This is a genomic window from Pseudoalteromonas qingdaonensis (assembly GCF_038739665.1).
GTDB classification, from domain to species: Bacteria; Pseudomonadota; Gammaproteobacteria; order Enterobacterales; family Alteromonadaceae; genus Pseudoalteromonas; species Pseudoalteromonas qingdaonensis.
This window is the reverse complement of the sequence record NZ_JBCGCU010000025.1, coordinates 1-13,259: the sequence shown is the minus strand read 5'-3', so window position 1 is coordinate 13,259 and position 13,259 is coordinate 1. Positions and strand designations below refer to the sequence as shown.

The window sequence follows — 13,259 nt, the reverse complement described above, 5'->3', positions numbered from 1 at the left end:
TTACGCGTTATTTCTTTTTCGCTTTAGCCTTGGCTTTTTTGCGTTTGGCCTTCATCTTTTCCGGATCTTTTTTCTTCTTCGGCGGCAGCTTGGCTTCTTTGTGCTGCGGCTCCAGACCTTTGATCTTACGACGCTTCAATACCTGATCCGTGTAGCGTTCAATTTTACCTAACATGGCCACTTCATGGGCTTCAACCAAGGAGATGGCGGTACCTTTTTTACCAGCGCGGGCGGTACGACCAATACGGTGTACATAGACATCGGCGCTGCGTGGCATATCGAAGTTGAACACATGGCTGATGTCGTTAACATCGATACCACGGGCGGCAACATCGGTGGCAATCAATATCTTGGTGCGACCGCTGTGGAAGCTGGCCATGGCCGCCATACGTTTATCCTGTGGCATTTCACCGCGCAACCAGGTGGTCTTGATATCATGAGTGAATAACTCGCCAACCAGCTTTTCCAGGCGCTCACGGGTTTTCACAAAGACGATGGCTTTTTCAACAGTCTCTTGCTGTAGCAGGCTCACCAATAGCTTGAGTTTATGGTCGTAATCATCGGCCAGGTGCACCCATTGCAAAATCTTACCGCGCTCAGAACGTGAAGGCGAAGCCTCTAGTTGTGCCGGCTCGTTTAAGATGCGCTCGGAGAACTTGGCGACGCTGTCACCTTCCAAGGTGGCAGAGAAAAGCATACATTGGCGGCGGTTTTTCGCTTCTTCACAAATGCGCAGCATTTCCTTACGAAAACCCATGTCCAGCATGCGGTCCGCTTCGTCCAAAATCAGCAGCTCCACATCTTCGGCGTGGAAGTTTTCTGTGTCCAGATATTCCATTAGGCGCCCCGGCGTGGCGATCAGGATATCGTTATTCTTTTCAAAGATCTCTTTATGCGTGCCGTAGTTGATACCACCGGTAACCACACCGATTTTCAAATGTGTGTCTGTCGCCAGCTTTTCACATTGCTCATGTACCTGGTAAGCCAGCTCACGAGTTGGGGTCATGATCAAGACGCGGGCGAAACCTGGGTTACGACGCGGATGGTCCAACAGGTACTGAATGGCGGGGATCAAAAACGCCGCGGTTTTGCCGGTGCCGGTCGGAGCGCAGGCAAGGACATCACGGCCTTCCAGCGCTTCTGGAATAGCCAGTTGCTGAATGCTGGTGGGCTTAGTAAAACCTAGGCTGTCAATGGCATTGAGTAGCGCGGTATCAAGATCAAAATCGGCAAATTGCATAAAGGAGTCAAAATGATGGACAATTAAGGCAATTATACGTGGCACATGCTCAAACACAAAGGTCTAAAGTGGCAGGTTTTCAGTTTAAACAGTTTTCTATCGCGCAATGCAGCACCGCCATGAAGGTTTCCACCGACGGTATTATGCTCGGAGCCTGGGCGGAGCTGGGCTCGGCGCAGCAAATATTAGATGTAGGCACGGGCACCGGATTGCTGGCATTAATGTGTAAACAGCGTGCGCCCCACTCTGATGTGCAAGCCCTGGATATAGAGCCGGATGCCTGCGCCCAGGCAAAAAGTAATGTGGCGGCAAGTCCCTGGCCGGATATAGAAATAACGCAGGGCGATGCGCAGTATTTTGACAGTGAACGTAAGTTTGATCTGCTGATCAGCAATCCGCCTTATTTTGAGAACGCCTTAAAGGCACAAGACGATAAACGTAATCTGGCACGCCATACCGACAGTTTGCCGTTTTCGGCACTGATAAATCTATGGCAAAGGGTGGGCCATGCAAACACTGAGCTGGCGGTGATCCTTCCTCGTGAGCAAGGACAAGAGTTAGTAAAGTTAGCCGAGCAGGCGGGCATTTACGGCGCCTGTGCGAAGTAAAAAGTACCGAGCGCAAAGGTGTCAGTCGGTGGCTTATGCAATTTAGCTGGCAGGCGGGAGAGTGTGAAAAGCAGCAGCTGGTGATCCACGCCGGCGACGATTACAGTGAGGATTATCGCCGCCTGTGCCGTGAATTTTATTTACGTTTTTAGACTTACAACTCGGCGTATTCGGTCATGATCTGCTCCACCCAGGTGGCAATGCGATCATCGCTTTTTTCGTACTGGCTGTCTTCATCCAGGGCCAGGCCGACAAAGTGTGAGCCATCTTCCGTCAGCGCCTTCGAGGCTTCAAACTCATAGTCATCGCTGTTAGGCCAGAAACCGATAAACTGCACCTCTTGCGGCGCGATTTCATCATGGAGCATGCCAAGAGCATCCTGGAACCATTGGCCATAGCCTTGTTGGTCGCCCATACCGAGCAGGGCAATCACCTTGCCCGCCAGGTTTACGTCCTTGATATCATCCCAGTGCGACTCCCAGTCTTCTTGAATTTCGCCGAAGTCCCAGGTGGAAATACCAAAAATGACAAAATCATAATTTTCGGCCGTTTTCAGCGGTTCATCCTTAATATTAAAGAGATCAACGACGTCTGCACCGATAATGTCGCGGATTTTTTCAGCCGCTATTTCTGTGTAGCAGGTGGTCGAACCGTAAAATAAACCAATCTTCATTGTTATCACATCGCTTGTCATTGATAGGGCGAAGTCTAACGTATCGTGCCCCGAGTATCTATCTGATATGATGCAATTAACCTAAATCTGCATGGCCATTGATGTGAATAAGCAGCCGCCACACCCGGATAACCTAGAGCATATTGAGCAATTTTTGGATGCCTTGTTTCTTGAAAGCGGCGCCAGTGACAATACCTTGTCCGCCTATCGCACCGATTTAAAAAAATTCAGCGACTTTCTCGCCCCCCAGGCCTTGCTTGATGTAGATACGCAAGAGGTGGAGCAATACCTGGCCTATCGGGTTGATCTCGGTTTAAGTCCGCGCAGTACGGCACGCAGTATCAGTGCCTTAAAACGCTTTTATCAGCATCAAATAGTCGACAAGCGTTTGACACGCTCGCCTTTGGAAACCATTAGCCGCCCTAAGGCCACGCAATCCTTACCAAAAACCCTGAGCGAGGAAGATGTGGAGGCGCTATTGGCTGCCCCCGATTGTGAGGATGCCATGGGCCTGCGCGACAGAGCCATGTTAGAGCTGCTTTATGCAACTGGGCTGCGTGTCAGCGAACTGATCGGCCTGAGATTAGAGCATGTTAACCAGAATCAAGCAGTGGTCTTTGTAAAGGGCAAGGGTGGTAAAGAGCGCCTGGTGCCCATGGGCGAAGAAGCCCTCGACTGGCTTGCGCGCTATTTGAAATTTGCCCGCCCAGCGCTGATAAAACACGCCACGGATTTTGTCTTTGTCTCCAAACGCGGTATTGGTATGACAAGGCAAACCTTTTGGCATCGCATTAAACACTATGCTATGTTGGCGAACATTAAATCAGATCTGTCGCCGCATACCCTGCGTCATGCCTTTGCAACTCATTTGCTTAATCATGGTGCGGACCTGCGAGTAGTACAGATGATGCTGGGTCACAGCGATTTGTCGACCACACAGATATATACGCATGTGGCCAACGAGCGACTAAAATTAGTGCATCAAACTCATCATCCGCGAGCTTAGCTCGAGGTCGAAAGACTAGGTTATGAGCTTAGGGCGTGAATTTTATTCTGGTTTCACGGTCTAGCTAGTATGACTAGTCGATTTTTAGAGAATTTATTATGAAAAAAGTATTTATCGCACTGGCTCTGGCTGGTGTTAGTGCGGCAACCAGCCTAGGTGCTTGGGCTGAACAACCTGCAGTTGCGAGCGACAGCGCAGTGAAAGCCTTGTTCACACAATTGGGTCTGAACGCCAAGAAAGTAAACACCACGCCTTTGGACGGTGTGGTTGAAGTGATCACCAATCGTGGCGTGTTTTATGCCAGCGAAGACGGTCGCTACCTGTTTCAAGGCACACTAGTTGATGTGCAGAATAAAGAAAACCTGACCGAGGCGGCGCTAAGCGGTGTGCGTCTTGAAGGGGTGGAGCAATATAAAGACTCGATGATCGTCTACAAGGCCGATAAAGAAAAAGGCAAGATCACCGTATTCACCGATATCACCTGTGGTTACTGCCGTAAGTTGCACCGTGAGTTAGAGGATTACCTTGAAGCCGGTATTACTGTTCAGTATCTGGGCTTCCCGCGCGGCGGCATGGGTTCACAAGGTTATAAAGATCTGATGAATGTATGGTGTGCTGAGGATCAGCAAAAAGCACTGACAGATGCAAAAGCCGGTTCTACGCCAAAAGAAGTGAAGCAGTGTAATGCCCCGGTGGCGGAGCACTACCAGCTAGGACAAAGCTTTGGTATCAGTGGTACGCCGGCAATTATCCTGTCTGACGGCAGCATGATCCCAGGCTATCAACCGGCTGCCGCTATCAGTGTTGCTATTGATCAGTTAAACACTAAATCCTAATTGGATCATTACTGGGTCTGCTTAGCTAGGGCGCACTTATTGCTCTAGCGGCAGGCTTATTTTTTTGTCTTTATAGTAATTCTGTTAAGTATGTGAGCAGATATAGCGCTGGATAAATGATGTGCTAACAAGGCGGAGTTTTTCTTATGTAGTTACTCTACATTGAAAAATTCTAACGCGGTGAGCACGATATTTAGCCCGCTAGAATGCTTAGCTATTTAAGTGAATTGCTATTAAAAACATGGAGTCGAGCCTTGCAGGCGCAAACTACCATTACCGCCCGTCAGCGCGTGGATGATTCTCATCTTAGCGCCCAGTTACACCCAGTTATTCGTCAACTCTATGCAGCACGGGGCGTCACCGACCCGGCGCAGATAGATAACAGCGTCACCACCTTGCATGATTTTCGCTTATTTCGCGATATAGACAAGGCCGCAGAGCTGCTGTTTACAAGTCTGCAAAAGCAGGAAAAGGTACTTATTGTCGGCGACTTCGATGCCGATGGCGCCACCAGTACCGCGACCCTGATGCAGGGCTTGCAGATGTTTGGCTTTACCCAGCTTGATTACCTGGTGCCCGACCGCTTTAACTTTGGTTATGGTCTGAGTGTTGAGCTGGCGGAGCATATTATTACCCTGGCGCCAGAACTGGTGATCACGGTCGATAGCGGTATTTCCTGTATTAACGGTATCGCCCGGGTTAAAGAGGCGGGTATCAAGGTACTGGTTACCGACCACCACTTGCAAGGTGAGCGCCTGCCCAATGCCGATGCCATAGTGAACCCCAATCGTCACGACTGTCAGTTTCCCTCCAAGTCCATTGCCGGAGTGGGCGTTGCCTTTTATCTCTTGATTGCCTTTCGCCATGCCCTGCGTGAAGCGAACTGGTATGAACAACAAGGACAGGCAGAGCCTAACTTGGGAAATTTGTTAGATCTGGTCGCACTGGGCACGGTCGCTGATGTGGTGGCACTTGATGCCAATAACCGTACCTTGGTGTACCAGGGCTTGGCGCGCATTCGCAGTGGCCGTACTCGCCCAGGTATCGAAGCCCTGATTGAAGTGGCCAGACGCAACCGCGCTCGCCTCAGTGCCAGCGATTTTGGCTTTGCCCTAGCGCCGCGTTTGAATGCCGCCGGGCGCTTGGATGATATGAGCCTGGGTATCGCCTGTTTATTGGCACCGGAGCTCAATCAGGCCCGGCGTATTGCCGGTGAACTCGATGCCCTGAACGCCGAGCGTAAGGAAATCGAGCAGGGTATGCAGCAAGAAGCGCAGGCAGCGCTGAGCAGGCTTTCTTTGGGCACGAATCAGATTCCCGATGCCCTGTGTTTGTATCAACAGGACTGGCACCAAGGGGTGATAGGTATTCTTGCCGGGCGCTTAAAAGAGCAGCACCACAGGCCTACCGCCATCTTTGCCGCCGGAGACAATGGTCAGCTTAAGGGTTCATGTCGCTCTATTGACGGCGTGCATATGCGCGATGTGCTGGCCCATATCGATGCCCAGCATCCGGGTTTGATCATCAAATTCGGCGGTCATGCCATGGCCGCGGGCTTAAGCATAGAAGAAGCCCGCTTTAGCGAGTTCCAGCAGGCATTTGTTGCCGAGGTGGCCAAAGAGCTAACCGAGGAAGCCAAGGAGTGTGTCTTGCTTACCGATGGTGAATTGCCGGCGGATTGCTTCTCGCTGGACTTTGCCGAACTGCTGCGCCAGGCAGGCCCTTTTGGACAGCATTTTCCCGAGCCGGTGTTTGAGCACACTTTTGAGCTGTTGCAACAAAGGATAGTGGGGGAGAAGCACCTGAAACTGGTGCTGCGCCATCAAAGTGGTCGGGTTGTCGATGCCATTGCCTTTAATATCGATGTGCGTGCCTGGCCCGATACTCAGGTGCGTTATGTGCATCTGGCTTATCAGCTCGATATCAATGAGTTTCGTGGTCAGTTCTCGCTGCAATTAATAGTGCGGGAAATGCAAAAACGCAGCTGATCACACGGCCCTAACCAGGGCCAATAAAATTGTACTAATTCGTATAAAAGCGCTAATAAATTCGACAATTATTTGTTAAAATCGAGCGCTTTTATCGACGCGCCAATTTTAAGCGGGCGTGAGTCTATTTTTTGCGGAGTAACATGCATGTTTGAAGTGAATCCTGTGATTAACCAAATCAAGGAAATTCGCGAACGTACTGAGCTTCTTCGGGGGTATCTTTGACTATGCTCACAAGAAAGAGCGTTTAGAAGAAGTTAATGCCGAACTTGAAGATCCAGCGGTGTGGAATGAGCCAGAGCGCGCTCAGGGCCTAGGTAAAGAAAAATCTAGCCTGGAAGCCATTGTTGAGACCATAAAGAAGCTCGAAACTGGTACCGACGATGTTGAAGGCCTTGTTGAGCTGGCGGTTGAAGCCGAAGACGAGGAAACCTTTGCCGAGGCGCAAAGCGAGCTTGAAGACCTTAACGCCCACCTGGAACAGCTTGAATTCCGCCGCATGTTTAGCGGTGACCAGGACAGCAATGATGCCTATCTGGATCTGCAGGCAGGTTCAGGCGGCACCGAGGCGCAAGACTGGTGTAACATGTTGCTGCGTATGTACTTACGTTGGGCCGAAGCGAAAGGCTTTAAGGCCGAGATAGTGGAAGCAACCGATGGTGATGTGGCCGGTATCAAGGGCGCCACGGTGAAGATCAGTGGTGAATATGCTTATGGCTGGCTACGCACAGAGACAGGCGTACACCGTTTAGTGCGTAAGAGTCCGTTCGATTCCGGTGGTCGTCGTCATACTTCGTTTGCCTCGGCATTCGTTTATCCCGAGATCGATGACAACATTGAAATCGATATTAACCCGGCCGATTTGCGTATCGATGTATACCGTGCATCGGGAGCCGGTGGTCAGCACGTTAACCGTACCGAATCTGCAGTACGTATTACTCACTTGCCGACCAATACCGTGGTGCAATGTCAGAATGACCGCTCGCAGCACAAAAACAAAGACCAGGCGATGAAACAGCTTAAAGCCAAGCTGTTTGAGCTTGAGTTGCAAAAGCAAAATGCCGAGAAGCAAGCGCAGGAAGATGCCAAATCAGACATTGGCTGGGGCTCACAGATACGCTCTTATGTCCTTGATGATTCGCGTATTAAAGACCTGCGCACCGGAGTTGAGAACCGTAATACCCAAGCCGTATTAGACGGTGATCTCGACAAGTTTATTGAAGCAAGCCTGAAATCAGGGCTGTAATTTAACGCCAAATTAATAGAGCTAGAAAATGACAGATCAAATCCAAGACGAAAACAAATTAATTGCAGAGCGTCGCGCCAAGCTCGACGCTATTCGCGAAAATTGTAGTGCAAACGGCCACCCGAATACTTTCCGCCGAAAACACTACACAGCTGATCTTCAAGCAGAATTTGGTGATAAATCGAAAGAAGAACTGATAGAGCTAGACCATCAGGTTGCCGTTGCCGGTCGTCTTCTTGCCAAGCGTGGTCCTTTCCTTGTGCTTCAGGATATGAAAGGCCGCATTCAGGCATATGCTTCAAAAGACGTACAAAAAGATCTGAAAGAAAAATACGGTCAGCTTGATATCGGCGACATTATTGGCGTGTCTGGTCCATTGCATAAATCGGGTAAAGGCGACCTTTACGTTGATATGCAGGAGTATGAGCTACTGACGAAGTCACTGCGTCCATTACCAGAGAAGTTCCACGGCCTGTCGGATCAGGAAACCAAATACCGTCAGCGTTATGTGGATCTGATCACCAACATGGATACTCGTGAGACCTTCCGTATTCGTTCTAAGGTAATTGAAGGCATTCGTCGTTTCCTTACCGATCGTGACTTTATGGAAGTGGAAACGCCTATGCTTCAGGTTATCCCTGGCGGTGCATCGGCACGTCCATTCGTAACCCACCATAATGCTCTGGACATAGATATGTACCTGCGTATCGCCCCTGAGCTTTACTTGAAGCGTTTAGTGGTAGGTGGTTTTGACCGTGTATTCGAGATCAACCGTAACTTCCGTAACGAAGGTCTGTCAACGCGGCACAACCCAGAATTCACCATGATTGAATTCTACCAAGCGTACGCGGATTACAATGACCTGATGAACATCACAGAAGACATGCTACGTACAGTGGCACAAGATGTGCTGGGCACCACAACAATTGTAAACACCACGAAGAATGCCGATGGTGAAGTAGTTGATAGCGTAGAGTACGATTTTGGTCAGCCGTTTACGCGCTTGAGCATGGCCGATGCCATCATGAAGTACAACCCAGAGTTCGATGCAGCGGTATTTGCCGACCCTGAGAACCATATGGAACAGCTGATTGCGTACGCTAAGCAAGTACACGTGAAGATCCCTGAAAACTGCGTTTGGGGTGCGGGCAAGTACATGTGTGAAATCTTCGAAGAGACGGCTGAGCACATGCTTATTCAACCTACCTTCATCACAGAATACCCGTGGGAGGTGTCCCCACTGGCCCGTCGTAACGACGAAAACCCATTCGTGACCGACCGCTTCGAATTCTTCGTTGGTGGTCGTGAACTTGCCAATGGTTTCTCTGAGTTGAACGATGCCGAAGATCAGGCGGCGCGTTTTGCCCGTCAGGTAGAAGAAAAAGATGCCGGTGATGATGAAGCCATGCACTTCGATGACGACTATATCCGCGCCCTTGAATACGGTTTACCACCGACGGCGGGTGAGGGTATTGGTATCGACCGTCTAGTGATGCTATTCACCGACTCACCAACGATTAAAGACGTGATCTTGTTCCCGCATATGCGCCCAGAGCAAGACTAATTAATAACGTCTAACTCTTAAAAACGCGGCTAAGGCCGCGTTTTTTGTATTCAGCTTGTGCGATATATCGCAAAAACTAACTTGTTCAGGCTTAAAAACCTTGAAATAGACTCTCCGTGAAATCATATCTAATTGATTATTAATAGATTTGTTTTTATCTTGGTAAGGCTAAGCCTTTATTCCTACTGTGCTTCTAAAGTAAATGCACTACACTTTTTCGCTAGTACCTAGAGCCCTTTAGTGCCGTTATGGAAGTCGGTCAAAAAGTGCCAAATAACATCAATAGGAATAATGTGATGGATTACGAAGAGTTTTTGCCCGAAATACCCAAGGACGACAAGCGCGCCGCTTACTATCGCGCCTGCATTATCGAGTTTGAACGTCAGGGTTACTGCGATCAGATTTTACGTGAGCTGGACAAGGGCTTAGACAACCAGGCCAAAACACAGGGGATTTCTTTATTGCCCATGGTGCGCGGCGGTTAATCTTCTAAGCCTGTTAGTAGCGGGAAAAAGAATAAAAGTAGCGAGATAATGGCCCATAGAGGTCATTTTTTATGTCATAAATTGACATATGTGCAATCTCTGAGCAGATAGGCTGATTTTCATAGAAAAGTGTTTGACATATTTGCTCAAGCCTTTATTATACGCCCCACAAAGACGGAGAGGTGGCCGAGTGGCTGAAGGCGCGCCCCTGCTAAGGGTGTATAGGGTTTGTAGCCCTATCGAGGGTTCGAATCCCTCCTTCTCCGCCATTTATTTTTAAATGGTGTTGTCTTTGTATTTAGATATGGACGCATAGCTCAGCTGGATAGAGTACCTGGCTACGAACCAGGCGGTCGGAGGTTCGAATCCTCCTGCGTCCGCCACTTCTTTTTTAAAGAAGTGTGAAAAACCAGTAACCACTGGTGTCATCATGAATTGATAGCGTATGCATTTGGCTTAGAACCTCAGAGGTTCGCAGATTTTAAATCTTGGCCTGCATCCGTAATCTTTCTTAAAGATGGTCTATTATCTAAAGTCACTTTTTATGAAACGGACGCATAGCTCAGCTGGATAGAGTACCTGGCTACGAACCAGGCGGTCGGAGGTTCGAATCCTCCTGCGTCCGCCATATTTCAAGTGACAAATTAGAACCTCAGGTTCAAGAACATAACGGACGCATAGCTCAGCTGGGTGAAGAGAAACCAAAGCATCGCTTTGCAGTTCGATGAACGCGAGTCAGGACGACGAGCCGGAACCCTACTTCAGGATGAATTAGGTAAAAAGAAAAACTCATAACGGACGCATAGCTCAGCTGGATAGAGTACCTGGCTACGAACCAGGCGGTCGGAGGTTCGAATCCTCCTGCGTCCGCCACTTCTTTTCTTTATCGAGGGAAGTGAGAAGAAACCAACGAAAGTTGGTTTTTTATGCCTGCAATTCAAGAATTCCCGCTTTTCCTCAAGATTTCTTTTTCAAATTCAACACCGTTTTATTTCAACCAATATCTGTTTTCAATTTTAGTTCTGGTCGGCTGCTGATAAGACGCTTTGTAGGTCAGACTTCAGTCTGACAACTCGCAATCAGTGATGTAATCTTACGCAGCTTTACATCGGTTGATGTGGGCTACTACCTATTTTCAGATTGAGATCTTGTCGCGTTGGCGACGGCAACCAAAGAGGGAGTGATTCGACTCCCTCTTTGGAAACTCCGCGAACCCGTGATTCGCTCATGCTTGCGAACTCAGTGTTTTGTTAAACGTTCCGTTTAGTCATTGAGGCGATTTAACAGCACATCCCTGTGCTGATAAATCTAGCTCGGCGTCGTGCCTCGCTCTCAATAACACACTCCACAACAAAAGCCAATTTCTCCAGCGCGAATCTTAACGGGAAGATCGATACCTTTTAGTTTGGTATTAAGTTCTCAGTATTGGCGCAATATTTACTTTGTTACTCACTAAAGAACGTAACTAGATAAAAGCCAATAGCACACCATTACGAGTTCGGCCGTGGTAAAATTATTGCGGAATTAACATGTTTAAAGGAAATAAATACAATGTTCAAAAGATGTACTTCTATGTTTGCGGCGTTACTCCTAACTGGTTGTGCCAATAATGCCGTTGTTGAGCTGCAAAAATTAGATGCAAATGCTATCGGAAACAAAAACATACTAGTGATTGACGATGGCAGAACCAAAGACTCTATTCGACACGTTATTACGAGCAAGCTTGATGAGCATGGCTTTAAATATAAAGTCGTTGAAACGTCTCAATCCAATTCAGCAAGTTCACAAGAGCCTAAGCTTATATACTCCGCTAATTGGTGGTGGGATGTTGCTACCTACATGAGGTATTTGAATGTTGAAATCGTGGATAATGGAACAGTGATAGCGCTCGTTAAAATCGATACAGTGATGTGTGGAGGGTTTGACAAATTCGGCTCTGCTCAGCGAAGAACGGAATTGAGTTTGGATCTTCTACTAAGTGACCTGAGCAAAGAAGAGGCGAATAAGTTAATTTGTCTCGGTGGTGAGAGCAATAACTAAAATCCTTACAGGGTCAATGTAAGTGTATTGGCCTTTTTGTTGTCGGGCCGCCGACTGCGGCGGCAATTGATAGATCTTTTCGCGTTGGGCGACGAGTGACTGAAGCATCGCTTCGCAGCGCGAGGAGGTGGAGGCATGGATGCCGACAGGAAGACAGCTTCAGGAATGAATTCCCTTGCACTGAGGGTTGTTTTGTCGCGTTGGCGACGACAACCAAAGAGGGAGTGATTCGACTCCCTCTTTGGAAACTCCCCGAACCCGTGATTCGCGAGACTGTAAGATCTTTTGTGTAAGTGGCTGTTTGTCATAGTGATACGCGGTCACTATACATAATCATAAACTGGCTCATGGCCGCTTTCCAGTCCCTGATGGGCATTGTCCATTTCTTCGAGATCTGGTGAAGTGCCAGATATAGTATCTTCATCACTGAGTCATCCGTCGGGAATGAGCGCCTGGTTTTCGTGATTTTACGCAGGCTAGCATTCAGCGACTCAATGGCGTTCGTGGTGTAAATCACTTTGCGGATTTCCGGCGGATAATCGAAGAACACGCTCAGCCGCTCCCAGTTGTTACGCCAGGACAGGCTAATGCTCGGATGTTCGTCATCCCACCTCTGTGCAAACTCGGTCAGGGCTAACTCAGCCTCGGCCAAAGTCGCTGCGCCATAAATGCGTTTCAGGTCGGCCGCGATGGCTTTACGCTGCTTCCAACTGACATATCGCAGTGAGTGGCGGATTTGATGCACGATACACAGTTGCACTTGGGTTTTAGGGTATACGGCTTCGATTGCTTCTGGGAAGCCCTTGAGGCCATCGACACAGGCAATGAAGATATCTTGCACGCCTCGGTTTTTCAGCTCATTCATGACCGACAGCCAGAACTTCGCCCCCTCTGTTTGAGCCATCCAGAGACCGAGCAATTCTTTCTCGCCGTCCGCGTTGATACCCAAGGCCAGATATACAGATTTATTCTGTACAGCACCCGAATCACGGCTACGTACAACCAGGCAATCGAGATAAACTACGGGGTACACCGAATCAAGCGGGCGCTGCTGCCATTGCTTCACTTCGTCCAGCACTTCATTGGTGACTTGCGAGATAAATGTCGCGGATACATCTACGCCGTAGGACTCCTCAAAATGGGCCTGAATATCGCGGGTTGTCATGCCTCGGGCATACAGCGATATGATGCGGTCATCGAAGCCGCCAAGCTGTTTCTCACCTTTCTTGACCAGCTTAGGGCTAAAGGTGCCGTTGCGGTCACGGGGAATATCCAGGTCAATTTCACCGTGAACGCTGCGCACAGTTTTGCTGGATTTACCGTTACGGGAATTACCGGAGTTATGGCCCTCTTGCGCATGTTTGGCATAGCCGAGATGTTGTTCCATCTCAGCATTCAAGGCGCGTTCTGCGACCTTTTTAGTCAATTGCTTAAGCAGCCCGGCTTCGCCGAGGATATCATCTGGAGAATCACAGCCATCAAGCAGCTGATCGATAAGTTTGTCTGTTATTGGCATTCTGCATTCCTTTCAACAGGTTAAGAATGCCACTTACACAGAGTTTTTTACAGTCTC

Annotated in this window: 11 protein-coding genes and 4 tRNA genes; 12 read left to right on the top strand and 3 right to left on the bottom strand. The window is 48.9% G+C overall.

What is annotated here, in order from left to right; translation table 11 throughout:
• Positions 1–7 precede the first annotated feature (7 nt).
• Entirely contained in the window at positions 8–1,240 is a 1,233-nt protein-coding gene (gene srmB / locus WCN91_RS14985; RefSeq protein ID WP_342680177.1) for an ATP-dependent RNA helicase SrmB, read from the bottom strand.
• Positions 1,241–1,308: 68 nt separating this feature from the next.
• Between srmB and WCN91_RS14980 the strand changes: the two genes are divergently transcribed.
• Complete coding sequence (locus tag WCN91_RS14980) at positions 1,309–1,848, top strand: tRNA1(Val) (adenine(37)-N6)-methyltransferase (protein WP_342680167.1); 540 nt, start codon at positions 1,309–1,311, stop codon at positions 1,846–1,848.
• Between the two features lie 154 nt (positions 1,849–2,002).
• On the opposite strand, the gene fldB is transcribed toward WCN91_RS14980, so the two are convergent.
• A complete protein-coding gene (gene fldB, locus WCN91_RS14975; protein ID WP_342680166.1) occupies positions 2,003–2,521 on the bottom strand; it encodes a flavodoxin FldB in 519 nt (172 codons plus the stop codon).
• A 91-nt stretch (positions 2,522–2,612) separates the two neighbouring features.
• Here fldB and xerD point away from each other — a divergent pair, with 91 nt between their 5' ends.
• The 11 genes from xerD (at position 2,613) to WCN91_RS14920 (ending at position 11,686) form a co-directional block, all read left to right on the top strand.
• A complete protein-coding gene (xerD, locus tag WCN91_RS14970) occupies positions 2,613–3,527 on the top strand; it encodes a site-specific tyrosine recombinase XerD (protein ID WP_425416043.1) in 915 nt (304 codons plus the stop codon).
• 98 nt (positions 3,528–3,625) lie between these two features.
• Complete coding sequence (gene dsbC / locus WCN91_RS14965) at positions 3,626–4,363, top strand: bifunctional protein-disulfide isomerase/oxidoreductase DsbC (protein WP_342680164.1); 738 nt, start codon at positions 3,626–3,628, stop codon at positions 4,361–4,363.
• Between the two features lie 254 nt (positions 4,364–4,617).
• On the top strand, positions 4,618–6,351 hold the full coding sequence (gene recJ, locus WCN91_RS14960) for a single-stranded-DNA-specific exonuclease RecJ (protein ID WP_342680163.1): 1,734 nt from the start codon (positions 4,618–4,620) through the stop codon (positions 6,349–6,351).
• 147 nt (positions 6,352–6,498) lie between these two features.
• Positions 6,499–7,597, top strand: a protein-coding gene (gene prfB, locus WCN91_RS14955) for a peptide chain release factor 2 (protein WP_342680162.1) whose coding sequence is annotated in 2 segments (ribosomal slippage) — positions 6,499–6,573 and positions 6,575–7,597 — 1,098 coding nt in all. Because the reading frame shifts where the segments join, the coding sequence is not laid out codon by codon here.
• A gap of 28 nt (positions 7,598–7,625) precedes the next feature.
• Entirely contained in the window at positions 7,626–9,161 is a 1,536-nt protein-coding gene (lysS, locus tag WCN91_RS14950; protein ID WP_342680161.1) for a lysine--tRNA ligase, read from the top strand.
• Positions 9,162–9,409: 248 nt separating this feature from the next.
• Positions 9,410–9,646: a hypothetical protein gene (locus WCN91_RS14945; RefSeq protein WP_342680160.1), complete on the top strand. Its 237-nt coding sequence runs from the start codon at positions 9,410–9,412 to the stop codon at positions 9,644–9,646.
• Between the two features lie 176 nt (positions 9,647–9,822).
• A tRNA-Ser gene (locus WCN91_RS14940) sits at positions 9,823–9,915 on the top strand.
• 37 nt (positions 9,916–9,952) lie between these two features.
• Positions 9,953–10,029 (top strand) — tRNA-Arg (locus WCN91_RS14935).
• Positions 10,030–10,197: 168 nt separating this feature from the next.
• Positions 10,198–10,274, top strand: a tRNA-Arg gene (locus WCN91_RS14930).
• Between the two features lie 168 nt (positions 10,275–10,442).
• Positions 10,443–10,519: transfer RNA gene (locus tag WCN91_RS14925), tRNA-Arg, on the top strand.
• 699 nt (positions 10,520–11,218) lie between these two features.
• Entirely contained in the window at positions 11,219–11,686 is a 468-nt protein-coding gene (locus WCN91_RS14920) for an Sbal_3080 family lipoprotein (RefSeq protein WP_342680159.1), read from the top strand.
• A gap of 304 nt (positions 11,687–11,990) precedes the next feature.
• On the opposite strand, the gene WCN91_RS14915 is transcribed toward WCN91_RS14920, so the two are convergent.
• Positions 11,991–13,202 carry an IS256 family transposase gene (locus WCN91_RS14915; protein ID WP_342679031.1) on the bottom strand — a complete coding sequence of 404 codons (1,212 nt, stop codon included), beginning with the start codon at positions 13,200–13,202 and terminating at the stop codon, positions 11,991–11,993.
• Positions 13,203–13,259 lie beyond the last annotated feature (57 nt).